The organism is Streptomyces sp. 2323.1 (assembly GCF_900221035.1).
Lineage (GTDB): Bacteria > Actinomycetota > Actinomycetes > Streptomycetales > Streptomycetaceae > Streptomyces > Streptomyces sioyaensis.
Window position 1 is genome coordinate 1,859,037 of sequence record NZ_LT907981.1, and the last position, 26,222, is coordinate 1,885,258.

At 70.8% G+C, this 26,222-nt stretch carries 21 protein-coding genes; 13 read left to right on the forward strand and 8 right to left on the reverse strand.

The genetic code is table 11. The features are described from left to right. Positions 1-90 precede the first annotated feature (90 nt). The gene (locus CPH93_RS07405) at positions 91-1,620 is read left to right on the forward strand and encodes a helix-turn-helix domain-containing protein (RefSeq protein ID WP_096212348.1); all 1,530 of its coding nucleotides are present in this window, start codon (positions 91-93) and stop codon (positions 1,618-1,620) included. An 18-nt stretch (positions 1,621-1,638) separates the two neighbouring features. Here the strand turns inward: CPH93_RS07405 and CPH93_RS07410 are convergent, their stop codons facing one another. Next, positions 1,639-3,210 carry a DUF5722 domain-containing protein gene (locus CPH93_RS07410; protein ID WP_096212349.1) on the reverse strand — a complete coding sequence of 524 codons (1,572 nt, stop codon included), beginning with the start codon at positions 3,208-3,210 and terminating at the stop codon, positions 1,639-1,641. Between the two features lie 133 nt (positions 3,211-3,343). Then, the gene (locus tag CPH93_RS07415; protein ID WP_231977222.1) at positions 3,344-4,597 is read right to left on the reverse strand and encodes an alpha/beta hydrolase family protein; all 1,254 of its coding nucleotides are present in this window, start codon (positions 4,595-4,597) and stop codon (positions 3,344-3,346) included. A 988-nt stretch (positions 4,598-5,585) separates the two neighbouring features. Here CPH93_RS07415 and CPH93_RS07420 point away from each other — a divergent pair. From CPH93_RS07420 to CPH93_RS07440, 5 genes are read left to right on the forward strand one after another with little or no spacing between them, the layout of a single operon-like run. After that, on the forward strand, positions 5,586-7,898 hold the full coding sequence (locus tag CPH93_RS07420; RefSeq protein WP_096212351.1) for a HAMP domain-containing protein: 2,313 nt from the start codon (positions 5,586-5,588) through the stop codon (positions 7,896-7,898). 16 nt (positions 7,899-7,914) lie between these two features. Next, positions 7,915-9,249, forward strand: coding sequence for a poly-gamma-glutamate synthase PgsB (gene pgsB / locus CPH93_RS07425; protein ID WP_093485873.1), 1,335 nt, complete (start codon positions 7,915-7,917; stop codon positions 9,247-9,249). Next, entirely contained in the window at positions 9,246-9,728 is a 483-nt protein-coding gene (locus CPH93_RS07430) for a poly-gamma-glutamate biosynthesis protein PgsC/CapC (RefSeq protein ID WP_033269075.1), read from the forward strand. Before pgsB ends, CPH93_RS07430 begins: the two co-directional genes overlap by 4 nt. A 49-nt stretch (positions 9,729-9,777) precedes the next feature. Then, positions 9,778-10,818 carry an NlpC/P60 family protein gene (locus tag CPH93_RS07435; protein WP_096212352.1) on the forward strand — a complete coding sequence of 347 codons (1,041 nt, stop codon included), beginning with the start codon at positions 9,778-9,780 and terminating at the stop codon, positions 10,816-10,818. 41 nt (positions 10,819-10,859) lie between these two features. Continuing rightward, positions 10,860-12,782, forward strand: a complete 1,923-nt coding sequence (locus tag CPH93_RS07440; protein ID WP_096212353.1) for an ArnT family glycosyltransferase — start codon at positions 10,860-10,862, stop codon at positions 12,780-12,782. Positions 12,783-12,867: 85 nt separating this feature from the next. Here CPH93_RS07440 and CPH93_RS07445 read toward each other — a convergent pair whose 3' ends face one another. Continuing rightward, positions 12,868-14,067, reverse strand: a complete 1,200-nt coding sequence (locus tag CPH93_RS07445; protein WP_096212354.1) for a sensor histidine kinase — start codon at positions 14,065-14,067, stop codon at positions 12,868-12,870. A 338-nt stretch (positions 14,068-14,405) separates the two neighbouring features. On the opposite strand from CPH93_RS07445, the gene CPH93_RS07450 reads away from it, so the two are divergent. From CPH93_RS07450 to CPH93_RS07460, 3 genes are all read left to right on the forward strand, one after another. Continuing rightward, the gene (locus CPH93_RS07450) at positions 14,406-14,924 is read left to right on the forward strand and encodes a hypothetical protein (RefSeq protein ID WP_096212355.1); all 519 of its coding nucleotides are present in this window, start codon (positions 14,406-14,408) and stop codon (positions 14,922-14,924) included. Next, the gene (locus CPH93_RS07455; RefSeq protein WP_093485863.1) at positions 14,921-15,274 is read left to right on the forward strand and encodes a transcriptional regulator; all 354 of its coding nucleotides are present in this window, start codon (positions 14,921-14,923) and stop codon (positions 15,272-15,274) included. The genes CPH93_RS07450 and CPH93_RS07455 overlap by 4 nt, the downstream gene beginning before the upstream one ends. Positions 15,275-15,355: 81 nt before the next feature. Continuing rightward, positions 15,356-15,829 (forward strand): helix-turn-helix domain-containing protein, encoded by a 474-nt coding sequence (locus CPH93_RS07460; RefSeq protein WP_096212356.1) that lies wholly within the window; start codon positions 15,356-15,358, stop codon positions 15,827-15,829. A gap of 166 nt (positions 15,830-15,995) precedes the next feature. Here CPH93_RS07460 and CPH93_RS07465 read toward each other — a convergent pair whose 3' ends face one another. Together CPH93_RS07465 and CPH93_RS07470 are read right to left on the reverse strand one after the other, a co-directional pair. After that, positions 15,996-16,796, reverse strand: coding sequence for a VOC family protein (locus CPH93_RS07465; RefSeq protein WP_093485859.1), 801 nt, complete (start codon positions 16,794-16,796; stop codon positions 15,996-15,998). Positions 16,797-17,118: 322 nt separating this feature from the next. Continuing rightward, positions 17,119-18,252 carry an acyl-CoA dehydrogenase family protein gene (locus CPH93_RS07470; protein WP_096212357.1) on the reverse strand — a complete coding sequence of 378 codons (1,134 nt, stop codon included), beginning with the start codon at positions 18,250-18,252 and terminating at the stop codon, positions 17,119-17,121. A 209-nt stretch (positions 18,253-18,461) separates the two neighbouring features. Between CPH93_RS07470 and CPH93_RS07475 the strand changes: the two genes are divergently transcribed. Then, entirely contained in the window at positions 18,462-20,069 is a 1,608-nt protein-coding gene (locus CPH93_RS07475; protein ID WP_096212358.1) for an AMP-binding protein, read from the forward strand. Here CPH93_RS07475 and CPH93_RS07480 read toward each other — a convergent pair. Next, complete coding sequence (locus CPH93_RS07480) at positions 20,061-21,308, reverse strand: RNA-guided endonuclease InsQ/TnpB family protein (RefSeq protein ID WP_096215346.1); 1,248 nt, start codon at positions 21,306-21,308, stop codon at positions 20,061-20,063. The genes CPH93_RS07475 and CPH93_RS07480 overlap by 9 nt on opposite strands. Before the next feature lie 203 nt (positions 21,309-21,511). Here CPH93_RS07480 and CPH93_RS07485 point away from each other — a divergent pair, with 203 nt between their 5' ends. Next, positions 21,512-22,363 (forward strand): PaaX family transcriptional regulator, encoded by an 852-nt coding sequence (locus CPH93_RS07485; RefSeq protein ID WP_093485853.1) that lies wholly within the window; start codon positions 21,512-21,514, stop codon positions 22,361-22,363. Positions 22,364-22,380: 17 nt separating this feature from the next. Here the strand turns inward: CPH93_RS07485 and CPH93_RS07490 are convergent, their stop codons facing one another. Then, positions 22,381-23,145, reverse strand: coding sequence for an HAD family hydrolase (locus tag CPH93_RS07490; protein WP_093649203.1), 765 nt, complete (start codon positions 23,143-23,145; stop codon positions 22,381-22,383). 453 nt (positions 23,146-23,598) lie between these two features. Between CPH93_RS07490 and CPH93_RS07495 the strand changes: the two genes are divergently transcribed. After that, entirely contained in the window at positions 23,599-24,234 is a 636-nt protein-coding gene (locus tag CPH93_RS07495) for a TetR/AcrR family transcriptional regulator (protein ID WP_093485849.1), read from the forward strand. Positions 24,235-24,286: 52 nt separating this feature from the next. Here CPH93_RS07495 and CPH93_RS07500 read toward each other — a convergent pair whose 3' ends face one another. Next, positions 24,287-25,315 (reverse strand): MDR family NADP-dependent oxidoreductase, encoded by a 1,029-nt coding sequence (locus tag CPH93_RS07500; protein WP_093485847.1) that lies wholly within the window; start codon positions 25,313-25,315, stop codon positions 24,287-24,289. Between the two features lie 193 nt (positions 25,316-25,508). On the opposite strand from CPH93_RS07500, the gene CPH93_RS07505 reads away from it, so the two are divergent. Then, positions 25,509-26,126 carry a ScbR family autoregulator-binding transcription factor gene (locus CPH93_RS07505; protein WP_093649201.1) on the forward strand — a complete coding sequence of 206 codons (618 nt, stop codon included), beginning with the start codon at positions 25,509-25,511 and terminating at the stop codon, positions 26,124-26,126. The last annotated feature ends 96 nt before the right edge of the window (positions 26,127-26,222 follow it).

Consider the following 26,222-nt stretch of genomic DNA (forward strand, 5'->3'; position numbering starts at 1 on the left):
ATGACTCCCCTTCAATTGTTCGCATAGTAGGAGAACAACCCAGGCAATGGCAATTGCGTATCCATCTCATATCTGAGATACGGTCACCCCATGGCAGACGACTACCTCGTACGCATCGGCAGGCTCATCCGTGACGCCCGGCAGCACCGTGGCTGGACACAGACGCAGCTTGCGGAGGCTCTCGGCACCAGCCAGAGTGCGGTCAACCGCATCGAACGCGGGAATCAGAACATCAGTCTTGAGATGATCGCCCGAATCGGCGAGGCGCTCGACAGCGAAATCGTCTCGCTCGGTTATGCCGGGCCGATGCATCTGCGGGTGGTCGGCGGCCGCCGGCTGTCCGGCGGCATCGACGTGAAGACGAGCAAGAACGCCTGCGTGGCGCTGCTGTGCGCCACGCTGCTGAACGCCGGCCGCACAACTCTGCGCCGGGTGGCCCGCATTGAGGAGGTCTACCGCATCCTCGAAGTGCTGGGCAGCATCGGCGTACGGACCCGGTGGATCAACGACGGCAACGACCTGGAGATCGTTCCGCCCGCCGAGCTCGACCTCGCCTCGATGGACACCGAGGCGGCCCGCCGCACCCGCAGCGTCATCATGTTCCTCGGCCCGCTGCTGCACCGGATGGACCACTTCAAGCTGCCCTACGCGGGCGGCTGCGACCTCGGCACCCGGACCGTGACCCCGCACATGACGGCGCTGCGGCACTTCGGCCTGGAGATCACCGCGACCGACGGCACCTACATCGCCGAGGTGGACCGCAGCGTCGCCCCCAAGCGCGCCATCGTGCTGACCGAACGCGGCGACACCGTCACGGAGAACGCGCTGCTGGCCGCCGCCCGCCACGACGGCGTCACGGTCATCCGCAACGCCTCCTCCAACTACATGGTCCAGGACCTGTGTTTCTTCCTGGAGGAGCTGGGCGTCCGGGTCGACGGCATCGGCACCACCACGCTCACCGTCCACGGCGCCGCGCACATCGAACGCGATGTGGACTTCGCCCCGTCCGAGGACCCGGTCGAGGCAATGAGCCTGCTGGCGGCGGCAGTTGTCACCGAGTCCGAGCTGACCATCCGCCGCGTCCCGGTCGAGTTCCTGGAGATCGAGCTGGCGGTCCTGGAGGAGATGGGCCTGGACCACGAGCGCAGCCCGGAGTACGCCGCCGACAACGGCCGCACCCGGCTGATCGACCTGACCGTCCGCCCCTCCAAGCTCCAAGCCCCGATCGACAAGATCCACCCGATGCCCTTCCCGGGCCTCAACATCGACAACGTCCCCTTCTTCGCGGCCATCGCGGCCAGCGCCCAGGGCCAGACCCTCATCCACGACTGGGTCTACGACAACCGCGCCATCTACCTGACGGACCTCAACCGCCTCGGCGCCCAGGTCAAGCTGCTCGACCCGCACCGGGTACTGGTCGACGGCACGACCCGCTGGCGCTCCGCGGAAATGATGTGCCCCCCGGCCCTGCGCCCGGCCGTCGTCGTCCTCCTGGCCATGATGGCCGCCGAGGGCACCTCCGTCCTGCGCAACGTCTACGTCATCAACCGCGGCTACGAGGACCTGGCGGAACGGCTCAACTCGATCGGGGCGCAGATCGAGATCTTTCGGGACATCTGAGGGGCGGATGTCGCTGCGTCAGGGAAACGCGTAACCCAGCAAGGACTCCCGGGTATGGCCCTCGCAGTCGGCTGCGCTGGAGACGAAGTGGTCTCCGCTGGAAGGGGTGTAGCAGCGGTAGAGGGGGACCGACCCGCTCACCTGGTTGGTGTGGACGTAGCCGACGGGTCCCATGGGGAACTGGCCTTCGCAGCCGGGGTCGCGGGTGAGGAGCGTGTGGCCGGCCGTTTTGCACTCGTAGAGCATGGTGGTGTCGGGCGCCTGGTGGCGCAGGAGCTTCCAGGTCTGCTCCTGGGTGAAGCCGGGCGGCAGCAGCCGGGAGGAGGCGACGTGTCCGCGGTCGGGGCGGTAGCCGCGGCGCAGCAGGGTGTACGGCAGGTGCTCGAATCCGCAGGAGAGCTGGGGTGCGGGCAGGTCGTTGCGGTTGGCCAGGGCCCACGTGGCCCACGCGGGTTTGGCGGAGCCGTCCTGTCTGCGGAGGCCGAGCTTGAGGCCGCCCTCGGCGGGGTTGTCCTGCATCCGGTGGTAGATGTAGCTCTCGATGTCCGGTGTGCCGAGCACATTGCGGAAGGCGTCGCACACCGCGGTGGCCTGCTGTGACTCGTTGGACCGGTCTCCGGAGTTGATGCCGCTCTCGGTGAGCTGGATCGTCCAGGCGGAGGGGGTGTGCGGGAACTGCTGGCGCAGCCAGCCCACCACTACGCCGATGTTGCCGTAGGTGACCTTGGGGAAGTCGTCGGCAGAGAAGGCGGAGGTGAACAGGTCGGGGGCGTACGGGTGGTAGGCGACGCGCCATTGGCGCGATCCCGTCCGGGCAGCCAGGCCCTTGAGCACCGTCATGCCGGACAGCGTCGCGTCGTGGTCGGAGGGGCGGTCGTATGCCGTGCCGAAGTGGTGGTCCAGTGAGGTCAGTACCTTGGCGGTGGGCTGCTGGACGGTGATGCGGTCGTAGGCGGCGTTGTAGTTCGCCGCGATCTCATCGAGCCATTGCGTGGTGTCGCAGGGCTTGCCGCTTCCGCAGCCGATGTTGAACCAGGTGTTGGTGTTGACCTCGTTGTCGATCACGAAGTCGGCGATCCGGCCGTGCCCGTGGAGTCCGTCGTAACGCTGGGCCAGCATGCCGGCGAACCGTCCGAAGTCGGCAGGGTCCTTGGGTGCGCAGAACAACTCATAGCCGGGCGCCGGCTCGCAGGGTCGGCCCTGACGGGCCCAGTCGGGCGTGCCGTAGACGATGGCGGTGACCACCATGCCCCGGTCGGTCCACTCCTTGATGGCCGCGTCCACCTCGGGCCGGATGGTGAAGCAGCGGCCGTCGAACTCCTGCTCACCGGCGGCGCAGGGGGCTGTTTCGGCAGTTCGCTCCCAGTCCGCCCAGACGAGGTTCATGGAGACGCCGCCGGCGTTGTTGCCGGCGATCTCGTCCTTGGGGGACCAGAAGTCCGGCTGGATGCCCTTGATGCGGTAGTCGGAGCGCGTCGGGTACGGCAGCGCAGCCGCCTCGGCACCGGCGGTGGGCTGGAGAGCCTCGGGAAGGAGGAGGGCGGAGATGAGCAGCACGAGAGCCGCAAGACACCGGGCTGCTCTGGCCATGATTCTCCTTCTACGTCTTATCCGTCGAGCGTGTGCGGCAGGTTCAGCGTGCGGTCGGGGCGTACCGGCCGTGACATACCGGCGCCCGTGCAGTGGCCGACGGTGTAGTTGCCGACGGTGGCCTCCGGTCGGTTCAGCGGATGAAGTCGACCTCCGGGTAATGCCGCGAGGGGCCGTCGAGCAGGCTGCTGTGCTGGTCGCGCAGGTGCTTGTCGAAGAAGGCGGCGACGTAGGTGCGTTGGACCTCGATGGAGCGGTTGGGGTCGATCGTGCCGAGTGCCTGCTGCATTACTTCCGGGGTTACCCCGAATGCGCCCGGCGCCTGGGGGAACAGGACCTGGTTGTCGACGAAGGAGTTGTGCCCGGAGCCGCGCAGCTTCAGGTCGAGCCGCTCTCCGTGCAGGTTTTCCCAGAGCCGCGCCCAGCTCGGGTCGGTGTTGCGGTTGTGGTGCTCGGAACTGAACAGCATGTAGGGGCGGTCGAGCCGCTGGTGTTCCGACCGGCCGAAGAGCTGGCCGTCCAGGTTCACGCCGGCGTCGATCCTGGAGTCCGCGTGCATGGCAGCGGCCACTGATCCGCCACCGAGGGAGGCACCGAACATCCCGATGTGTTTCGTGCTCACGGCCTGGGTCAGCCCGTGGGGAAGCGCCTTGTGTTCCACGTCCGGGTTGTGGCCGCGGGCGATCTCGGCCAGCTGGTTGATGACGAAGTGGCTGTCCGCCGCCCGGACGTCGATCAAGTCGCGCGATTTGGTGCCTGGCGGCAGCATGCTCGGCTCATGTCGCCCGCCGGGGAACACCACATCGTTGGTGTCGTGGGTGTGATCGATGGTGACGACCAAGTAGCCGCGGCTGGCCAGGTCCTGAACCAGTGCCGTGCCCGTCGCACGGTTCCCACGCCCGCCGGGCGAGTACAGCAGCACCGGCAGCTTGCCGTCCTTGCGGGCGACCGGGGCGCCGGTGTGCCCGGCTGTGGTGGGCAGGGTCACCCCGCCCGGCAGCACCTGCTGGCTGTTGGGGAGGAGTGCGGCGGGGTACTGGCTGGTGTGCGTGGCCGGGTACCACAGCGAGACCATCAGCTCGCGCTGCTGTCCGGGCACCCAGGGATCCATGCGGGACGAGTCGCGCAGGTGGAGGTCGACCGTCCCAACGCGATGGCGACCGGTCGGGGCCGGGAGAGTCAGCTGGCCCGGGGCCTGGGGCGGTTCCACGGCCGCTTCCGTTTCCGCGGACGCCGCTGTGTCCATGGCCGCTGCCGTGGTCGCATGGGCGGTCTTCTCCGCGGCGGTGGCCGGCGCGATCCCGGCGCCCAGGGCGAGGGTCAGTAGTCCTGTGGTACCGGCGACCCGGGTGCGCAACCGACTGTGGCGCCTTCGTGCGTGCTTCATGGGCAGCCCCCCTCCATGGTGGTGATCGCCACGTGATCAGCGATCGGCTGGCGGTCATCGTATATGCAGTTTTGCCATTGCCAAGCCAACCCACTTGATAGGGCAGGGAGTTATCCACGGCGGTGGGTGAGGTGAGCGCTCATGACGCGTCCGGAATTGCGCGGTGTCGACTTCGTACACCGTCCGTCGCCGGGCCTCGGTGAGTGACCTTTTCGCTGGACCCATATGTGTGGGGAGCTGTCTGTCGGCGCTCGCGGAGCATGCCTCCGAGTTGAGCAACGTCGGGTGCCCATACGGGATGCGCAACGGGGAAATCCCCTGGTTGGGCCGGTGTCAGTTGTCAGCGGCGGCCCATTCGGCAACCTCAGGCAACCAGTTGCAGCAGCAAGGTCCAAGCCGGCGGAGGGTCGGCGTGAGCGACCGTTCCGTTGCCTCAACACGAGGGCTGAGGGAGCGTCAGACCCGACCAGAAGGCCTCTGTGGGAGGCGACTGGTTCGCGCCATCGCCGGATGGCAGCCATCGGATCCAGGTTTGCTTCGGCTTTGCTCACCGTATTCACTGAGCGCTTTTATTACGCGGCAGTTCGTAACTACTGACCGCTCCGACCAGCCCTTGTGGATTTGCGGATTTACTCGGGAAGGGGCCGTTTCGGGGGCGAACTTCAGCGCCATCGCGACTCTGCGTGAGGCGCCGAACGCAGAGCGGAAACGGGCGGGAACCGGCCCTGGCGACCGGTGCGTTGGAAATTCCCCCATGTCGGGATGGGGTCGAAAGACGCATAAGCGGCCGCTTCCGAGGGCGAGTTGAGCCCCATGTTGTACGGGCCGGCAATCCGGGCACAGCATGAACAACCTTGTGATTATCCTGTGTTCCCAGTATTCATACTGTTTGAGTTGCCGCACGGCCACCCCCATATGCCGAGAGGACGCTGCCCTGCTCGCTGTTGCCCGCGCGCCCCGTCCGCACCGCACCCGACGCCGCGCCGACATGCCCATGCTCGGAGGCGTCCGCCCACCGATCGCCGCACTGCTCTGCGCCCTGCTGGCAGTTTCCGCGTTGACCGCTCTCGGTCTCGGTACCGTTCACGAACAGGATGTGCCCCAGGCCCTGAGCGACGCGGAACGCCAGATCGCCCAGGATGCCGCCGACTCGGTCGGGACCTCCATCAACGCAAGTGCCAGGGCCGTGCGCCGCTCCGCGGCGTCGGCCACACCCGCCGGCAGCAGTAAACCGGCGGCAGTTCTGCGGTCCCTCCTCCCGACCGGCCACCCTGCGGCGGGCGGTGTGCTGCTCGACCCGCGCACCGGCAAACCGCTGGCGGCCAGTGGGGAAAAGGTGCCGCTGACCGGGGTGGATGCGAAGGATCTGGCGCGGCCCGATACCGGCAACATCGCGCCCCGGGTGGTCGGTTCCGGCAGTGGCGCGCCGCGGCTGTTGCTCTTTGCCCGGGTGAGCGTCCCCGTTGCGGGCCGCAAGCAGGACGAGAACCAGGATCAGGCCGGCGACCTGAGAGGGGAGCAGGACGCGGAGTCACGCGGACTCCTGTTCGTCGTCTCGGAAAAGGTCGCTGCTCCAGCGGTGTACGGGGCGGGGCGCACCGGGCAACTGGTGGACCGGAACGGCAAGGTGTGTGCTTCCGCCCCCACCACCGGCGCGGGCGTGGCGGCTGCTGCCGACCACCGCGCGCTGCCTGCCGCTGCGGCGAACGCCGCGCACACCGGAGTCCACACCGGCGACGTCTCGGGCAGCGTGCTCGGTGACGGTCACGACGGGCTGCGCAGGGTCACGGGGTGGGCGTCGGTCACCGCGGCGGACGGCAAGGACGACGCCTCCGGCCTGGGACTGACCGTCCTGACGGCCCGGGAGGTGCCTCCGGTGAAGGCGGGAGGCGACCATATGTGGTTCGCCCTCGTGGCCGCGGGCGCGCTCGTGGTGATCGCCGTGCTGGTCACCCTGGTGCTGTGGGGCACGCTGCAGCGTCCGCTGCTGCGGCTGCATCTGTCCGCTGCCCGGCTGGCCAAGGGTGTCGGCGACATGCCGGGGGACCGTGCGGAGTTGGCGCGGCCGGTGCCGGTTGACGGGTTCGACGAGCCGGGCAGGATCGGCCGGGCGCTGGAGTCGATACGCCGCCAACTGCTCGGCGAGACGGGACCGGAGCCGGTGCAGCCGGTGCGGCGCCGCCCAGGTGTCCGTGCTCTGGTGCTCGTCTGCGCCCTCGTGATCGCCGCATGGGGGGTGCCGCTGCTGTTCCTGTTCAACCGGGTACCGGCAGCCAAGGCCGTACCGGCTGCTGCCGTCGCCGACCAGCGGGCCCGCACCGAGGCCGCCGCCGACCGGGTGCAGCGGTCCCTCGGCCGGAGCCGCACCGACCTCGCGGCGGCGGCGTCAGCGCTCTCCGGTGCGCGACCCGAGCGGGCGGCGGAGGTGCTGCGGCGCGAACACGACGACCATCCGACGTTCCGGTCGCTGTATGTGCTGGACCGTACCGGTGCCGTCGTGCGGCAAGTGGGCGAGCAGCCGCTGCGCACTCTCGTCCCTCCCACCGGCGACGGGATCACCCAGGTCAACACGTCGGGCAAGATCCCCGCGATCGCCGCCTACGCCCGGATTCCGGCGGCCAAACACGCCAAGGGTGCCAAGAAGGCCGAGGACACTGCCCCGGCCGTGGTCGTCGCAGAGATCGGCGTCGACGAGCTGAACGACCTGGTGACCCGGCCCGGGCTCGGCAAGGTGTGGCTGACCGACGAGCACCACAGAGTGCTCGCGGCCAGCGTCGGCTTTGAAGCCTTCGAGCCCCTTCCCAGCCGGCGCCTCACCCGTCTGGTGGCCAAGACCGACGCGGCACCCGGCAGCCCTGGCAACCCGGCATCGGCCGTACTGCACGCGGGGACGGCCCCCGGCGAGGGCCTGTCGGTCGCGGCCGCCGTGCCACTGGCACTGAAGGGGCCTGCCGCCGGGCTCGGCTGGCGGGTGGTCTCCGCCGAGCCTGCCGCAGCGCTCAAACTGGCGGCGTATCAGGTCCAGGCACGCACCATGCTGGCCGGGCTGCTCGCCCTGTCCGCGGGGGGCGCCTGCCTGGGCTGGCTGTACATCGTGGTGGTCGGACCGCTGCGCACCCTCACCGGATGCGCGGAGCGGCTGGCCGGCGGTGACCGCCGCACCGTGCTGTTCCCGGTCCATCACGACGAGTGCGGTTCGGTCACCCGCAGTCTGGAACTGCTCCGGCAGGCCCTGGTGGAGCGGGACCGTGGCGCCGGAGCCGACCTCGCCGCTGTCCCTGCCCCCTCGCGCGCACCGTAGTGAAGGATCAACCGACGTGCTTTTCCTCTATGTTGTGCTGCTGCTGAGCTGTGCCGCGCTGCTGGTCGCCGGCGTGCTGGAGCAGCGGCGCCACTACGCCGCGCTGGCGCAGATCCCCACCCGGGTGCTGGTCAACGGCATTCGCGGCAAGAGCTCGATCACCCGGCTGTGCGCGGGGGCGCTGCGCGGCGGTGGTCTGGTCACCGTGGCCAAGACCACCGGCACCGCTGCCCGGTTCATCCACCCGGACGCCACCGAGGAGCCGGTGTACCGGAAGTTCGGCATCGCGAACGTCGTCGAGCAGATCGGCATCGTCCGGCGCGCGGCGGCATACCGGCCGTGCGCCCTGGTGATCGAGTGCATGGCGGTGATGCCCGCACTTCAAGAGGTCAACCAGGACAAGCTGATCCGCTCCACCATCGGCGTGCTGTGCAACGTGCGCGAGGACCACCTCGCCGAAATGGGGCCGACGTTGGACGATGTGGCTCGCTCGCTGTCCCGGTCGATGCCGTTCGACGGGATCTGCGTCACCGCCGAGCAGGAGCGGCTGCACATCCTCCAAGAGGAGGCGGACAAGCGGCGGTGCCGGCTGATCGCCGTCGATCCGGAGTCGGTCACCGACGAGGAGCTGCGCGAGTTCAGTTGGTTCACCTTCAAGGAGAACGTCGCCATCGCGCTTGCCGTGGCCGAACTGCTCGGTGTGGACCGGGCCACCGCACTGCGCGGTATGTGGGACGCGCCGCCGGACCCCGGCGTGCTCTCCGTCGAGCGCTACCGCACACCGGACGGCAAGCGGCTGCGCTTCGCCAATGTCTTCGCCGCCAACGACCCCGAATCGACGTTGATGAACGTCCGTCAGCTGGAGGAGCTCGGTGCGATCCGACGCCCGCTGAACGTGGTGATCAACTGTCGCCCGGACCGGGTGGAACGCAATGGCCAGATGGGAGCGATCGTCCCCGACCTGGCCCCGGAGACGGTGTTCCTCATCGGGCATCCGACCAAGAGCGCCCTCGACGGCATCCCGCCGGGCTCGCCGGGCCGGGTGGTGGACCTGGGCGGCGACCGGCGCGACGCGCAGGAGCTGACCCACGCCCTCCTCGCCGAACTCGCCCCCGATTCCTCACTGGTGGCCGTCGGCAATATCCACGGCCAGGGCGAACTCCTCCTGGACCACCTCAGCAGGCTGGCCCCGGACCACGACGACGAGCCGCTTCCGGTCGCGCACCCGCCCGAGACGGAGCCGTACAGCTGGGTGGGGTCGCTGACCGGCCCGACGTCCGGCGCACCTGTCCCGAGCCCCTCCTCCGCCCATGCCGATTCCCGGTACGAAACCGCAAGGAAGCCGCTGTGATCCCCGTCATCGTCACTCCGCAGACCGCCGCACTGGGGATCGCCCTCGGACTGCTCTTCTCGCTGATCTGCTATCTGACCACCAACCTCTCCCCCGGTGGCATGATCACCCCCGGCTGGCTGGCGCTGACCCTGGTCACCGATGTGGTCCGGGCCGCCATGATGATCGGCGTCACGGCCCTCACCCTCGCCGCGACCAAGCTCCTCCAGCGCCATGTGATCCTTTACGGGAAGCGGCTGTTCGCCGCCGTGGTGCTGTCCGCGGTACTGCTCCAGACCACGGTGATGCTCGCCCTCCAGCACGAGTTCCCGCTCCTGTACACCGCCCAGACCCTGGGCTTCATCGTGCCCGGCCTGATCGCCTATCAGCTGGTCCGCCAGCCATTGGCGGCCACCGTGGTCTCCACCACCGCGGTGACCCTCGGCACGTATGTGGTGCTGGTCGCCGGGCTGCTGCTGGGGGCACTGCCCGTCGGCTGAACCCGCCGCACGCGTCCGCCGTATCCATCCGCACGCAGAGGAGGTCACCATGGGCACCCGCCCCACCCCGTCCGGCAGGCCCAGTCGCCGTCAGGTCCTGGCCTGCGCCGCCGGTCTGGCCTCCGCCGGAGCGATCACCGGATACGCCTGGCACCACTTCCGAAGCGGCGTACCGGACAGTGACGCCCCGGTACCGGCCGGCGGCTACCGCTTCGAGCGCCGCGCCGCGCCCGCCCGTACGGTGGTGCGCGCCGCCGACGACCGCGTGCTGGCCACCTTCACCGACGGCGCCCGCAGCGCGCTGCTGACCGGCCCGACCCGTACCTGGAGCGAGCCGCGCACCACCGGCGCGGTGGTGCGCAGTGACGCCTGGGTGCGGCTGATGGGCAGCCCATGGAGCCAGGGCAAGGAGCACACCCACTGGTTCCGGGAGTGGTTCCCCAAGGCCCTCGCCGACCGCAGTCCGGACGCCTTCGCCGTGGCCTTCCAGTACGGCGACGGGGCGCCCGATCTGCGCACCGCATCGGGCCTGCGCTACGGCGGCAACGCCCGCTTCGGGCCGCGTGTTCCCGGGCAGTCGGAGACGTCGTTCCACTACCGCGATGAGAAGTCCGACTTCTACGACTACCTCGGCGTTCCCTGGACCTTCCCGGACGGCACCCGCAAGTACCCGGAGAAGGAGCGCTACGGGGCCGTGGACTGCTCCGGCTTCATGCGCCTGGTCTGGGGATACCGCATGGGCTACCCCATGCACGCCACCAACAACCCGGGGATCGGCCTGCCTCGCCGGGCCTACGCCATCGCCACCCGGGCCCCCGGCGTGCTGCTGCTCCCGAACACCGGCCGGCCCCCTGCCGACTTCAGCCAGCTGCTCCCCGGCGACCTGGTCTTCTTCGCCATCGACATCGGCAGACCGCACGGCATCGACCACTGCGGCATCTACCTGGGGCCGGACACCGACGGGCGCCCGCGCTTCTACTCCAGCCGCTCGCGGGCCAACGGGCCCACCATGGGCGACCTGGCCGGCCGCGCGACGCTCGACGGCCCTGGCTTCTACGCCCAGGGATTCCGGATGGCCCGCCGCCTGTGAAGCCGACGTCCCCAGCCCGCCGCCCCAGGAGAGACCCCGCCATGGCCACCGCCCCCCTCACCCGGGACCCCGCCGACAGCCGCCCCCGCATGGACGGCATACGACGCGCCCTCCGCACCACGCTCCGGCAACCCACCACCCTCAGCCGGGAGTCCTACGCCCTGCTGCTGATCCTGGCAGCCGCCGCGGTGCTCTACACCTGGGCCATCGGGCGTGCCGGGGTGCACCCGTACTACAGCGCGGCCGTGCGGTCGATGGCGGCCGACTGGCACGCCTTCGTCTTCGGCGGGCTCGACCCGAGCGGCTCGCTCACCCTGGACAAAATCCCCGGGGCGCTGTGGCCGCAGGCCCTTTCCGTCCGGCTTCTGGGACCGTACAACTGGGCGGCGGTACTGCCGCAGGTGCTGGAGGGCCTCCTCGCCGTCTGGGCGCTGCACCGGATCGTCCGTGCCTGGGCCGGCCCCTTGGCAGGGCTGCTCGCCGCGCTGGCACTCACCCTCACCCCGGTCACCGTCGCGCTCAACCGGCACAACATCCCCGACACCCTGCTCGTCCTGCTGCTGGTCCTCGCGGCGGGATCGCTGCAGAAGGCCGTCCACACCGGGAAACTGCTGCCGCTGTTGGTCTGCGGGACATGGGTGGGCCTGGCCTTCCAGGCCAAGATGCTGCAAGCCTGGCTCGTCCTGCCGGTCTTCGCCGCCGTGTACCAACTGGCGGCACCCGGCTCCTGGTGGGACCGGGCCCGGCGGCTGCTGCTCGCCGGGATCACCGCACTCGTCGTCTCCTGCTCCTGGCTGCTGCTGGTATGGGTCACCCCCGCCGCGAACCGTCCCTATCTCGACGGCACCACCAACAACAACCCCTTCACCCTGGTCTTCGGCTACAACGGGCTGAGCCGCTTCGGCCACGACCCGCACGCGCTGGGCGCCGTCGCCGGCACCGCCGCCAGCCGCACCAGCGGCAACACGGGGTGGACCATGGTCGTCAACCATGACGTGGGGCCGCAGATCGCCTGGCTCCTGCCGCTCGCCGTACTGGCCTTGGCGCTGGGGGTGTGGTGGCGCGCCGGACGACCGCGCACCGACGGGCCGCGGACCGGGTTCCTGCTCTGGGGCGGCTGGCTGGTGATGCACCTCGTGGTCTTCAGCAACTCCAACGGCAACCACGGCTACTACATGGCCGTACTGGCCCCGGCCCTCGCCGCGCTGGCCGGTGGCGGAATCGCCCTCTTCCGGTCCGAGTACCGGGCCGGTGGCCGGCGTCGGGCGGCACTGCCCGTCGCAGTCGGGATCACGGCACTGTGGGCCGCGGTGATCGACGGTCCGCACAGCGACTTCGCGCCCTGGCTGCTGCCGGTGGTGCTGATGCTCGGCCTGTGCGGGACCGTCGGCCTGTGGACCAGCGGGCCACACACCACACGGCCGGCGGTGCACAGCGCCCTGGCGGCGTCCCTGGCGGCCGTGCTCCTCGCCCCGGCCGTCTGGGCCGCCTCCTGCCTGAACCCGCGCTACCCCGGCTCACCGATCGAACCCCTGGCCGGACCGGTCGGCCCCGGCTTCCACGGTAGGCACCACCACCGGGCCAAGGTCCTCCGAAACCCCTTGAACACACCGTCCACGCGGGACACCGCACTGCTGAAGTACCTCTCCGCGCACCGTTCCGGCGAGAAGTACCTGCTCGCCACCCAGGCCGCCTACGGCGCCGAGCCCCTGCTGCGCGCCACCCCCCAACCCATGCTGGTCATGGGCGGCTTCACCGGCCTGACCCCCTACCCGACCGCCCCACGGATCGGTGACCTGGTCTCCACCCACCAACTGCGCTACGCCCTGCTCACCACGCGCCGCCCGTCCACACCGGCATCGGCCTGGGTGAAGAAGAGCTGCACCGCCCTCTCCCCACGCGCCTACGGTCAGACCTCGGACGGAAGCTTCACCCTCTACGACTGCGCCGGCGGCAAAAAATGAGACCTCCTGAACACGGCGAGTTCTGCGGCCCACACACGTACACCGCGCCCGGGCCGCACAGCGGTCTGCCTGCCCGGAGGGGGCCTCAGCCCGCCGGCTTGAGCGGAAGCGCCGCGCTGATCCGGAATCCGCCCCCGGGGCGCGGCCCGGCGTCCAGGCGGCCGCCGACCATGCCGACCCGTTCGCGCATCCCGATCATCCCGTGCCCGAGCCCGTCGGCCCCGCCCTGCTCGTGCACTTCGCGCTGCGCGCCCCGCCCGTCGTCCTCGACCAGCAGATCCAGCGCGTCGCTGCCGTAGACGAGGCGTACGCGCGCGCTCACGTCCGGGCCGCCGTGCTTACGGGTGTTGGTGAGCGCCTCCTGCACGATGCGGTACGCGGTCAGTTCCACACCGCTGGACAGCGGCCGGGGCGCGCCCTGGACCGTGAAGTCCACCGGGAGCCCCGCCCCGCGCACCTGCTCTATCAGGTCATCGAGCCGGCCGACGTCCGGCTGCGGTGCCCGGTCGCCGCTGTTCTCGCCCGGCTCGCCGGTGCGCAGCACGCCGAGCAGCCGCCGCATCTCGGCGAGCGCCTGCCGCCCCGTACCGGAGATCGTCTCCAGTGCCTTCTCGCACTGCTCGGGCGCGGCATCGAGGACGTACGCGGCGCCGTCCGCCTGCACGACCATCACGGACACGTTGTGCGCCACGACGTCGTGCAACTCGCGGGCGATCCGCGCCCGTTCGGCCGCGACGGCCACCTTGGCCTGCGCGTCGCGTTCCTTCTCCAGCTGGGCGGCACGCTCCTCCAGCTGGGCGTAGTACGCGCGGCGGGTGCGCACGGAGTCGCCGAGGACCCAGGCGAGGGCGAAGGGGATGGCCAGGAAGACGATGACGGTGGCGTTTGTCCCGCCGGACCCGTAGTAGTGCGGCCAGCGGGCGTAGTCGAGCAGGGGCGCAGCCAGTCCGGCGACCAGTGCGAAGCGGGAGGCCCAGCGGGCGCCGTTCGCGGCGACGGTGTAGACGATCACCAGCATCGCGAAGTCGGCGAGGTTTTTCGGCACGTTCGCGACGAGCTGGAACACCCCCGCCGCCGTGGCCAGCAGCAGCATCTTCTCCGGCGCGCGGCGGCGCAGCGCGACCGCGGTGCTCAGCGCGCACACCTGGATCGCGGCGGTCCACAGATCTGAGCCACCAAAGCCGTCCCCCGCGACCGACAGCCAGGAGAACCCGAGCAGGAAGACCGCCCAGAAACTGTCGACCATGGTCGGGTGCCGGCGGAGGAAGACGTAAAGACGCTGCACGTCAACCAGCGTAGGCAGGCCGCGTACGCGCCAGGGTCAACCTGAGGGCCGATCCCTGTGGCGGTCACGTACGCCCCACGGTGGAGGGCAGCACCTCCCCTTGGTGCAACGGACCGGAGCCGGAAGGGTCATTGCTGACCGAGGAGGACGCGGTGGCGAAGGTGGGTGATCGGGATGCCGCGTGGAGACCGCCACCCGGCGGGCGACCGGCCGGTTGCCGGCCGGCAACCGGGGAACTTCCACCCCAGGCAAGCACTTGCCTGAGAGGAAAGTGGCTAGTAACTTTCTCCTCAGGCAAGTACTTTCGCTTGCTCTCCGCGATGGCCAGGAGGTGGCCCATGCCCCTTGAACCCGACGCCGAACAGGCGGCCCGCGCGCTGGAAGACGTCCAGCACCGGCGCCACCAGGCCATTGCGGCGCAGCGCGAGCCCCGCTGGTTCTTCCTCGCCTGGGGGGCCGTGCTCTTCCTGACCTTCTCCACGCCCGACCTCCTGCCCCTGCTGCACCTGGAACGGTGGAGCATGTGGTGGACGGCGGTTCTCGGGCCCTTGACCGTGGTCTTTCTCCTCGGCCAGTACACCCGGCGGGGGCGCAGCCTGTTCGGCCTGCCGCCCGGGCTGAAGCCGCGGGCGTTCCTGCCGGCGGGGGCGCCGGGGTCGGCCGGGCGGCGCTACCCCTGGGCCGGATTCCTCGTCGTGGTGGGCGTGGTGGGAATCCTGTCCGTGGGCAGTGCCTGGCTGCTGTCGTACGTCCCCGGCTGGCGCCTGATACTGGGGCTCGCCCTGGGACTGTCGGTGGCGTTCCCGTCCTCCCGCCGGTTCGAGCGGCTCCAGCGGCTGAGCCGGAACGGCGCGTGACCGTGACCACTCCCGAGTTCGACCCCTTGCTGCTCGACCCCACCCGCCTGTCGATCACGGCATTGCTGGCCGCGACGCGGTGGGCCGAGTTCAAGTTCGTCCGGGACTCGCTGAACCTGTCGGATTCCGCCCTGTCCAAGCAGATCAGCACGCTGAGCAAGCGCGAGTACGTCGAGGTCAAAAAGGGACACGTGGGCAAGGTGCCGCGCACCTGGCTGAACCTGAGCCGCGCCGGCCACCTCGCCCTGCAGGCCCATCTCGCGGCGCTGCAGGACATCGCCGACCGGTCGGCACGACACGTTTCCGAGGACGAGCATGCCGGCAGCGGACCGCCCGGATTATCCGGTTGAGGCTGATCGGTCGGCCACTCCGCGGAACGCCAGGACCTTGTCGACCGGCATCCGCACCAGGAGCATCCCGGGCACGCCGCCATGAGCGAACTCGCCGTGGAGTACCGCCGCGCCGTCGCGGAGGCGGACGCCGACGGCGCCACCGTCGACCTGCTGCGCCAGTTACTCGGCGCCCTGCTGCTGCGCCTCACCCGCCTGCCCGCGCCGGAGGGCGCCGACCGCACCGGCGCAGGCGACGAGGTCTACCGCCGCTTCCAGCGCGAGCTGGAACGGTCCTTCGCCACCAGCCGCAACGCCGCTGACTACGCCGCCCGCGCCGGATATTCGCTGCGCACCCTCAACCGCGCCTGCCAGGCCGCCACCGGCCACACCGCCAAGGAGTGCATCGACGACCGGGTCGCCCTGGAGGCCAAGCGCCTGCTGGCGCACACCGATCTCGCGGTGGCGGCGATCAGCCGCCGTCTCGGCTTCACCGAGCCGACCAACTTCGGCAAGTTCTTCTGCCGCGCCACCGGCCAGGCACCCGGCGCCTTCCGGGCGCAGGAACGGCCCTGACAACAGTTCGCTCCCGCTTCGGCCGGGCGGCGGCTTTGGTGGTCAACTGCCGTCGCGGGTGACTCCGGTCCGCTCGATGAGCTGTCTCACCAGGTCGATCAGGCGACGATGCGGAGCTGACCCACCGGAGACCCATTGCGCGCGACGAGGCCGACGCGGTGAACTCTCACAGCGTCCCCTCCGGCGTCAGCACCACGAACTCCGCGCCCGCAGGGTCCGTGCAGACGGCGAGGCGGCCGACGCCCTCGGCGGTATCCGGGCCCATCGACAGGATGCCGCCGTTGCCCGTCACCAGGCCGACGGTGGCATCGCAGTCCTTGGAGCTGAACACCGGGTGCCAGTACGGCCTTCGGCTGGGGACCAGGAGATCGGCCGGGACCTCCATGAGGCCGCCGTGCATCCGGTCCTCGCCGCGGTCCGCGGGGGTGAGCAGGGTGTAGGTGCCGCCACCGCCCGGGAGCGCCATGTCCTGGGTGGTCCAGCCGAAGACGGTGGTGTAGAAGGTCTGCGCGGCGGCCGCATCGGTGGTGTAGAGCTCGGTCCAGCACAGCGTGCCCGGTATGTCCGCGGCTTCGATGCCCGGATATTTCAGGGGCTGCCACACGGCGAACTCCGCCCCCTGCGGGTCCGTGAGCTGAGCGAACCGGCCGTCGTCCGCGCCGACTTCGGCGGGGGCCGTGCGGACCGCGCCGCCTGCCTGTTCCACCGCCTTGGCCGTGGCGTCCGCGTCGGGGGTGTGGAAGTAGAGCGTCCAGGCGGAGCGGGCGCCGACTTCGGTGAGCGGGCCCACCGCGCCGACGGCCTTGCCGTCGAGCCGGAAGAGGGTGTAGCCGCCTGCCTCCTGGCCACCGTGCGGCTCGGACTGCCAGCCGAACACGGCGCGGTAGAACGCCGTGGCGACCTCGACGTCGGGGGCGCCGAGATCGAGCCAGCACGGGGAGCCGGGGACGAAGTCGGTAGTGATCATGGCGATTCCCTTCGCGGATCCTCTCTGTTGTCAGCCTGACATCCGGCACTGACACTCGCCCGTCGGCCGGGGGCCGGCGCCCGTGCGCCCGCCGGCCGGGTCCGGTGCCCGTACGCCCGCCAGCCAGGGTCCGACGCCGTTCCGACCGCCGACCGGGGCCCGATGTCCGTGCCGACCGCCGGCCGGCGCCGTCCCCGCGCTCGTCAGGTACGCCCGGCGCACGCATCGCCAATCGGCGCGAGGTATGGCCATGAGCCCGCGTACGGCCCCGCCGCCCAGCGGGCGCCCCGCACACCACGCCATGAGGGAGAGCGCGAGGAGTTCAGGTCCTCTCCCGGTAGAGCTCCTTGGCGATGATCGAGCGCTGCACCTCCGTGGCGCCCTCGTAGATGCGTGGCGCACGGACCTCCCGGTAGAGGTGTTCCAGCAGGTGTCCGCGGCGCAGCGCGCGGGCGCCGTGGATCTGTACGGCGGCATCGACGACGTACTGGGCGGTCTCGGTCGCCAGCAGCTTGGCCATGGCCGACCGGCGGGCGATGTCCGGCGCCCCGGTGTCGTACGCCGTGGCCGCCGCGTACACCAGAAGCCGGGCGGACTCGACCCGGGTGGCCATCTCGGCGAGCTGGTGGCCGACGGACTGGAGGTCCTTGAGGGGGCCGCCGAAGGCGGTGCGCGCGCCGGCGTGCGTCAGGGCCGCATCCAGCGCGGCCTGCGCCATGCCGACCGCGAAGGCGCCCACGCTGGGCCGGAAGAGATTCAGCGTGGCCATCGCCACGGCGAACCCGCCGTCCACCTCACCCAGCACATCCGCCCTGGTCACAGGCGTGCCGTCGAAGACGAGGGTGCCGATGGGGTGCGGGCTGAGCATGTCCAGGCGCGCGCCGGTCAGTCCGGGACGGCCGGCGGGGACGAGGAAGGCGGTCACCCCGCGCGCGCCCGCCCCGCCGCCGGTGCGGGCGAAGACGGTGGCGAAGTCGGCCTCGGGGGCGTTGGAGATCCAGCACTTCTCGCCGGTGAGCCGCCAGCCGTCCGGGCCGTCCGGCTCGGCGGCCAGGGCCAGGGCCGCGGCGTCCGAGCCCGCGCCCGGCTCGCTGAGCGCGAAGGACGCGACCGCCCGGCCGGCGGTCACCTCCGGCAGCCAGCGGGCGCGCTGCGCCTCGGTCCCGGACTGCACGACCGGATAGGCCCCCAGCCCCTGGAGTGCCAGTGCGGTCTCCGCCTCCGTGCACTCCTGGGCGAGCGACTCCCGCAGCAGACACAGGTCCAGGGCGCGCAGGGCGCCGTCGGCGGGGAACAGGCGGCGCAGCAGGCCGAGTTCGCCGAGGGCGGCGACGAGCGGACGGTTGACCCGGCCCTCGGTGCCCTGCTCCGCCAGCGGGCGCAGCCGTTCGGCCGTGAGCGCGCGCAGTTCGGCACACCATTTCCGCTCATCCGGTCCCAGCGCGAATACGGTCACGAGGCGGCTCCCTGGTAACGGTCCTCTATCGCGGTCTGTTGACTGCCGTCACGAACACGTTACGCTGACGACGGATCCGAACGGCAGTACTCGACCCGCAGCACGAGCAGCCACCCGAGCCTTCCCCACCGGTTCCCGCACCGGCCTCCACAGTCCCCCATCCCTCCCGCGGCCGCGCGTCGGCCACCACGCCCCAGGGGGCACCCGCCATGGAGCTACGGTCCTCGGCCCACGCCGACACCTTCGCGCGCGACCGGCTGCCGCCCCACGACCAGTGGCCGCAGCTCACCGATCTGGGCTATCCCGACCGCCTGAACTGCGGCGCCGAGCTGCTGGACGGCACCATCGCACGGCTCGGCCCCGACCGGCCCGCGATCCGTGACGCCGGCGGGCCGGTCTGGACGTACGGACAGCTGCGGGCCCAGGTCGACGCGATCGCCCATGCGCTCACCGGCCCGCTGGGCGTACTGCCGGGCAACCGCGTCCTGCTGCGCGGTCCCACCACACCGTGGCTGGCCGCCTGCTGGCTCGCCGTGATGAAGGCGGGGGCGGTCGCGGTGACCGTACTGGCCTCGCAGCGCCCCGAGGAGCTCGCCACGATCTGTGAGATCGCACAGGTGCGGTATGCGCTGTGCGATGTCCGCTCGGTCGACGATCTCGCCAAGGCCGGAGTCCCGGGGCTGCGGATCACGCCCTTCGGCGGGGACGGCCCGGACGACCTGCGGCGGCTCGCCCGGCCGGGCGGTGCGCCGTATCCGGCGGTGGCGACCGCGGCCGACGACGTCGCGCTGATCGCCTTCACCTCGGGCACCACCGGGCGTCCCAAGGGCTGTATGCACTTCCACCGCGATGTGCTCGCCGTCGCGGATACCTTCTCGGCGCAGGTGCTGCGCCCGGAGCCGGACGACGTGTTCGCCGGCAGCCCGCCGCTCGGCTTCACCTTCGGCCTCGGCGGGCTGGTCATCTTCCCGCTGCGGGCCGGCGCCTCGGCCTTTCTCGCCGACTGGGGCGGGCCGGAACGGCTGCTCGGCGACATCGCGGCGCACCGGATCTCGGTGCTGTTCACCGCACCTACCGCCTATCGCGCGATGCTGCCCCGGCTCGCCGGGCACGAGGTCTCCTCCCTGCGCCGCTGCGTCTCGGCCGGGGAGAATCTGCCCGCCGCGACCTGGCAGGCCTGGTACGAGGCGACCGGTCTGCGGATCATCAACGGCATCGGCGCCACGGAGCTGCTGCACATCTTCATCGCCGCCGCCGACGAGGCGATCCGGCCCGGTACGACGGGACTGCCGGTCCCGGGCTTCCAGGCGCGGGTGGTGGGCGCGGACGGCACCCCGCTGCCGGACGGCGAACCGGGACTGCTGGCCGTCCGCGGGCCGACCGGCTGCCGCTACCTCGCCGACGCCCGGCAGACCGCGTACGTCCAGGACGGCTGGAACATCACCGGCGACACCTATGTCCGCGAGCCCGACGGCTACTTCCGCTATGTGGCCCGCGCGGACGACATGATCATCTCGGCCGGCTACAACATCGCGGGTCCCGAGGTGGAGGACGCCCTGCTGCGGCACCCCGATGTGACCGAGGCGGCGGTCGTCGGGCGGGCCGACGAGCAGCGCGGGCAGGTGGTCGTCGCCCATGTCGTGCTGCGGGAGGGTGTCCCCCGGGGAGAGGAGACCGTCGCAGCCCTGCGCGCCTTCACCAAAACCCGGATAGCGCCCTACAAATGCCCGCGCGAGATCGTCTTCCACGCCTCCCTGCCGCGCACCCCGACCGGCAAGCTCCAGCGCTTCCGGCTGCGCGGGCCCCATCTAGATTGACTCCTCCCCCTCGTAAACGAGGGGGATTCCTGGCTCACGTCGCCTGCGGCCCGGCGGACCAGCAGGTCTGACACGATCAGCACCAGCCGGGTTGAGACCAGCCCGGACGAGCATCACGCGGGCGGAGTTCTTGTCTCTGGGCGAGACGGCTCCGCACGCGGTGCACGCGTAGGTTCGCATCGAGAGAGGTAGTGCGTGCTTGGTTCTCGCTCCGCACTGCGCGCAGTCCATGGTGGTGTGCGCGGGGTGGACCAGGTGCACGGCCCTGCCGTGCTTGCGGCCCATCTCGACCAGGGCGCGTTTCGTGGCGCCGATGGCCGCATCCGCTGCCTTGCGAGCCATCGTGGACTTGGCCAGGAACTTCGGCCGGAAGTCCTCGACCGCCAACGCATCATGGTCGCGGACAACCTTCTTGGCCCACTTCCGGCCGGTGTCCTCACGCTGCCGGGCGACCTTCTTGTGAAGCTTCGCCGCCTGCTCCTGCGCCCGGCGGTAGCCCTTGGACTGGGTCTTTCCGCGCGGGGCGCGGCGGCGGGCCATCATCCGCTGGTAGTGCGCCAGGCGCTTGGCGGCTTTCTGTCCGTGCTCGGCGTGGGGAAGGTCGTGGTCGTCACTGGTGGTGGTCGCGGTTTCCTTCACGCCCCAGTCGATGCCGATTACCGCACCCGTGGCGGGCAGGGTCTCGGTGCTGGCCGGGACAACAAAGGACGCGTACCAATGTCCGATGCTGTCGCGGTACACGCGGACGCTGGACGGTGGCTTGGGAAGTTCTCGGGACCACACCACCGTCACGGCGACGCCCCCGGCCAAGTGCAGACGGCCGTCTTTCAACCTGAAGCCCCGCTGGGAGCAGTTCAGGCTCGGGTCTGCCTGGTGCTTCTTCTTGTACTTCGGCAACCCGGACCGCTGACGCATCGGCAACCGGGCCTTGATGTCCTTGAGCGCCTTGGCGCGGGACTTGGCGAAATCGCGAATGAGCTGCTGCTGGGGAACGCTGGAACCCGCACGCAGCCACGCCATGCGGGCCCGGGCCTCCGTCAGCATCCTGTCCAGACGTGCCGGTCCGCACTTCTCCTCTTCGGCATATGCCTTCTTCGACCGGGCGCAGCACTCGTTCCACACCCAACGACACCGCGCCCATTCCGCTTCAAGTGCGGCCCGTGCGGTGGACGACACACGAAGCCGGTAGGTCCACCGGGCATGCCCGGTCTCCCCGCTCGTTTTCGCTTCCGTCGTCATGAACATCAACCTATCTGGGAGGTCTGACAGTTGAGAGTTCTGATCCAATCCGGTCTGCCTCACCACCGCGGTGGTGGGACACCGAACCGCCCTCCCGACAATTCGGCCACCCCGGCCCCGCCCCGCAGGAGTCCGATTCTCCCCCGCAAACGGGAGGTACCCCCACCCCGGCCTGAAAGCCGGGGCATCCCCGGAGTGACCCGGTGAACGACCAGCAAACGCAGCGCACCCCACGGTCCCTGATCGTCACGTTCTACGGCGCCTACGGACGCGGCGAGCCCGGCACCGCGGGCGGCCCGGCCGCGCCGGTGCCGGTCGCCGCCCTGATCCGGCTGCTCGGCGCGCTCGGCGTGGATCCGCCGTCGGTGCGCTCCGCGGTCTCCCGGCTCAAGCGGCGCGGTCTGCTGGTCCCCGCGCGCACGGCCACCGGGGCGGCGGCCTACGGACTGTCCGACGACGCCCGTCAGCTCCTGGAGGACGGCGACCGGCGGATCTTCGGCCGGCCCGCCGCCCAGCTGTCCGACGGCTGGGTACTGGCCGTCTTCTCCGTCCCCGAGGAGGAGCGGCACAAACGGCATCTGCTGCGCTCCCGCCTGGCGCGGCTCGGTTTCGGCACCGCCGCACCAGGGGTGTGGATCGCCCCCGCACAGCTCTACGAGGAGACCCGGCACACCCTGCAGCGGCTGCAACTGGACCCGTACGTCGATCTGTTCACCGGCGCGCACACCGGGTTCGCCCCCACGGCGGACGCGGTGGCGCGGTGGTGGGACCTCGATGCGGTGGCCGCGGCGCACCGCGCCTTCCTCGCCGAGCAGGAACCCGTCCTGCGCCGCTGGTCACCACGCCGCTCGGTGCCCCCCGAGGCGGCCTACCGCGACTACCTGCTGGCGCTGGACGCCTGGCGTCAGCTGCCCTATGCGGATCCCGGACTGCCCTCTCCCCTCCTGCCTGAGGACTGGCCGGGCGGCCGCGCGGCGGAGGTGTTCGGCCTGCTGCACGCCAAACTGCACACCGCCGGGGCCCGTTACGCACACGAGCTGACAACCGGAGCGTAGCGCCCCCTCCCCCGGCCTCAGCGTCGGCGCTGCTGGGCCCCCACCGTGACGCCCGACCGCGGCCTGGCGGCGGCGATCACGGAGACCACGTCCTTGAAGGAGCTGCACATCCGGGTGCCGGCGACCCCGGCGAGCTCGCCGAACTTCCCGACGCCGTAGGTCACCGCGACCGGCTCCATGCGCGCGGTGACCGCCATCCTCATGTCCCCCACGGTGTCCCCCACGTACGCGCTCTGCCAGGCCGCGACGCCGAGCCGGCCGGCGGCCCGCAGCACCATCTCCGGGTGCGGTTTGCCGCGCCGGACCATGTCCTGGCCGATGACCGGGCCGACCAGATCACGGATGCCCATGACATCGAGGAGCGACTCGGCGCTGCGGGTCGTCTTGGACGTGGCGACGGCGAGCTCGACGCCGTGGGCGCGCAGCGCGGACAGCCCCGCGGTCACGCCCGGGAACAGCAGCTGCGGCCCCTGGCACAGGACCTCGTAGGAGAACAGCTCGCGGTAGCGGGAGATGGCGGCCTGTACCCGGCCGTCGTCCTCGGGCCTGCCCAGCAGCCGGCCGAAGGCGGGGCCGGGCGGCTTGCCGATGGCGGCGGCCGCCTGCCGCGGGGTCACCGAACAGCCCTGCTCCGAGGCCACCTTGACGAGAAGTTTGCTGATCGCGGGGAGAGTGTTGGCGAGGGTGCCGTCCAGATCGAAGACGGCGGCCCTGATGGTTTCACCGCCGGCGCCCCGCGCGCCTCTGACGGGACGTTCGCCGACTTCCGTTGCTACGCGCATGGCTGAGACCTTTCCGGATTCCTATGGGGGTGCAGGGGGCTCGGGTGACGTTGCTGGCTCGGCTGCTCGGGCGGCCTGCGGTCGACGACTGGTGAAGGCAGAGGCGGTCTCGCCATGACGCACCACTTCCAAGGGCGGTACGCGACCGTCGCGGGCGGCTGCAACGGAAGGGATCGCCCCGTTTACCGCCTTCGGAGATTTAAAAACCGCCTGCGCTGTTTGTCAATGCATGCTTGCTGCCTCTGACGGGTCGACAACGCTCCGCTTCCCGGCCAGACTGGGAACGCACCGCACCCCCCGAGCCCCACAAGATCCGAACGGCCGACCGAACGTCAGCTTCGCGTCAGACAGCGCCAGTTCCGGCCAATCCTGGGGAGCATACCGAACCGCATGGTTGGTTTTCTATGTAGACTGCATTGAGCTCGCAGCCGTACTAGAGACGGGACGGACACCGTGCCCACCCAGCATCGCGCCATCCAGAGCCGCCAGGCACTCATCCGCTCGGCCGCAGAGACCTTCCTGGAGAAGGGGGTACCCGCCGCGGGCATGGTCGAGATCAGCCGGCGGGCCCGGCTGAGCAAAGGTGCCCTCTACTTCCACTTCACGTCCAAGGACGACCTCACGCTCGCGGTGCGGGACGCCGCACTCGCCACCCTGCAGGAGGTCGAAGAGGCCTTCACCCGCTCCCCGCAGCCGCTGACCACCGCCGTACAGGACTTCACCGTCGAGCTGTTCGGCCGGGTGCGGACGGACGCCGTGCTGCGCGCCGGACTGCGGCTGCGGCCGGAGACCGCGCCGGGGCTCGGCATCTACGCACTGGAGCAGCGCTGGTACGCGCTCTTCCTCGACAAGGCGGTCACCTGCGGGCCGTGCGGACCGGCCGGCTCGCACGCGCCGGACGCCGAACCGCGCCGGACGGCCCAGCTGTTGACCTCGCTCGTGGTGGGCCTGCTGCATCTGGGCGGCGAGGACGGGACGTGGTGGGACGAGGAGTCGATCGTGGGCATGTGGGGGCTGTTGCCGGCCGCGCCGAGCCGGATCGCGGCCGCCGGCATCCCGGCACCGGCCCAGCTCCCGGCGGCCGGCTGACCGGCGCGGCCGCCACCCGGGCCGGTGCCGCCCGCCTCCCCGCGCCCGGCCCTCACAACTCGACCAGCACGGCCCCGATATGACGCCCCTGCGTAAGTTCGCACAGCGCCCGCGGCGCCTGCTCGATCCCCTGAAGAAGGGCGTGCGGGAAGGTCAGCGAGCCCTCCCGCAAGCCCTGCCCGAACTCCTTCGTCCACTCCTGCGGCAGATCCGGATGCGCATACAGCCCGAAGCCGCGCAGCGTCACCCGGCGCGTGATGATCAGCCCCGTGTCCAGCTCCACCGGCGTGAGGGCGCCACCGCTCCCGCCCAACTGGCTGGAGAGCGCGCCGACGAGGGCGAACCGCGCATCGGGACGGGCCACCGCCAGGGCCGCCGGGAGCTGTTCACCGCCCACGGTGTCCAGCAGTACATCGATCCCGCCCGGCGCGGCCCGGTGCAGCTGGCGCTCGATCGGTCCGGCGCCGCGCACGATCGTGTCGTCGTAGCCCAACTCGGCGCGCAGCCGGGCCGCCTTGCGTTCCGAGCCGGTGCTGCCCACCACCCGGCCCGCCCCCAGCCGGCGCGCGAGCTGCCCGGCCAGGCTGCCCACGCCGCCCGCCGCGCCGGTGACGAAGACGGTGTCCCCCGGCCGCACCTCGGCGGCCCGGCGGAGCGCGCCCCAGGCGGTCGCCCCCTGCGACAGATGTGCGGCGGGCGTCGGCAGGGCGTCCGGGTCGAGCCGCCGTACCCGCGACTCCTCGACCGCCGCGAACTCCCGCCAGCCGTACGGATGGTGGACCAGCTCGCCGGGGGCGAAGCCGCCGCCGGGTGCCGCCACGACCTCGCCGACCGCGGCGCCCCACAGCGCCTGCCCCGGCACGAATGAGGGCATCGGCAGCGGAACTTTGGTCATCTGCGTCCGCATCGCAGCGGTCACCGCCATCACACGGGTACGCACCAGTACCTGCCCCGGCTCCGGTACCGGCACCGGGACCTCGACTACGGTGAAGTGACCTGCCGTCAATTCGCCTTCGGCCTGGTCCGCGAGGCGGACCTCGCGATGTACGGCCGGTATGGCGGGGACGACGGTGGGGGACATCGGACAGCTCCTCGCGCTCGTGACACTCGACGGCGTCGCACCGGACCGCGACGCGGGATTCGCGCCACCGTCGCGGGCGCGAATCAATACCGCATGGTTGGCTTCTTTATGATGCGGAAATAGACTGCGCGGCCACGGGCGGCGGGTCGCACTCAGGCACAACAACTCCAAGAGAGCATACGGAGGATGATCGGTGGTCAAGCAGGAACGCGCAGTGCGCACCCGACGGGCCGTCCTCGAAGCGGCGGCTCATGTCATCGGCACCCGCGGGTACCAGGCCGCCACGATGGCAGAGATCATCCAGCGCGCCGGGGTCACCAAAGGCGCCGTGTACTTCCATTTCACGTCCAAGGACGCGCTGGCCCGCGCGGTCATCACGGAGCAGACCGATCCGTTTTTGCCGCAAGTCAGCGAATCCCGGCTGCAGGACGCCATCGACTTCACCCACCAGGTGGCGCTGGCCCTGCGCAGCGATCCGTTGCTGCAGGCCGGCACCCGCATCGCGGTCGAGACGACCTTCAGCGAGAACCCGCTCGTGCCGTACCAGGCCTGGACGGACATCATCACCACGATGTTCACCGAGGCCCGGGACAACGGGGAATTACTGCCCGGCGTGGCACCGGACCGGGCGGCCGAGTTCTTCGTCGCCGCCTACATGGGCGTGCAGTTGTTCTCACGGGCCGCGACCAACCGCGCCGATCTCCCGGAGCGCGTCACGGCCCTGTGGAAGCACACCCTCCCGGGTCTGGCGTCGCCCGGCGCGCTGAGCCACCTCGATCCGCACGGCCGGTGCGTGAAGGTCCCGGCCTGACACCACCGTTCACCGCCCCGACGAAGCCGGGGCCCGTCCGGCACTGGAAAACAAACCACATGGTCCGTATCTTAGTGCCGCACGAACGGTCACCAC

Bases quoted from the DNA above. Each gene is read 5' to 3' on its own strand.
- CPH93_RS07440 (WP_096212353.1), top strand. From the start codon at position 10,860: ATGGCCACCGCCCCCCTCACCCGGGACCCCGCCGACAGCCGCCCCCGC.
- CPH93_RS07435 (WP_096212352.1), top strand. From the start codon at position 9,778: ATGGGCACCCGCCCCACCCCGTCCGGCAGGCCCAGTCGCCGTCAGGTC.
- CPH93_RS07475 (WP_096212358.1), top strand. From the start codon at position 18,462: ATGGAGCTACGGTCCTCGGCCCACGCCGACACCTTCGCGCGCGACCGG.
- CPH93_RS07465 (WP_093485859.1), bottom strand. From the start codon at position 16,796: ATGATCACTACCGACTTCGTCCCCGGCTCCCCGTGCTGGCTCGATCTC.
- CPH93_RS07420 (WP_096212351.1), top strand. From the start codon at position 5,586: ATGCCCATGCTCGGAGGCGTCCGCCCACCGATCGCCGCACTGCTCTGC.
- CPH93_RS07450 (WP_096212355.1), top strand. From the start codon at position 14,406: ATGCCCCTTGAACCCGACGCCGAACAGGCGGCCCGCGCGCTGGAAGAC.
- CPH93_RS07500 (WP_093485847.1), bottom strand. From the start codon at position 25,315: ATGTCCCCCACCGTCGTCCCCGCCATACCGGCCGTACATCGCGAGGTC.
- CPH93_RS07480 (WP_096215346.1), bottom strand. From the start codon at position 21,308: ATGACGACGGAAGCGAAAACGAGCGGGGAGACCGGGCATGCCCGGTGG.
- CPH93_RS07405 (WP_096212348.1), top strand. From the start codon at position 91: ATGGCAGACGACTACCTCGTACGCATCGGCAGGCTCATCCGTGACGCC.
- CPH93_RS07490 (WP_093649203.1), bottom strand. From the start codon at position 23,145: ATGCGCGTAGCAACGGAAGTCGGCGAACGTCCCGTCAGAGGCGCGCGG.
- CPH93_RS07415 (WP_231977222.1), bottom strand. From the start codon at position 4,597: ATGAAGCACGCACGAAGGCGCCACAGTCGGTTGCGCACCCGGGTCGCC.
- CPH93_RS07460 (WP_096212356.1), top strand. From the start codon at position 15,356: ATGAGCGAACTCGCCGTGGAGTACCGCCGCGCCGTCGCGGAGGCGGAC.
- CPH93_RS07410 (WP_096212349.1), bottom strand. From the start codon at position 3,210: ATGGCCAGAGCAGCCCGGTGTCTTGCGGCTCTCGTGCTGCTCATCTCC.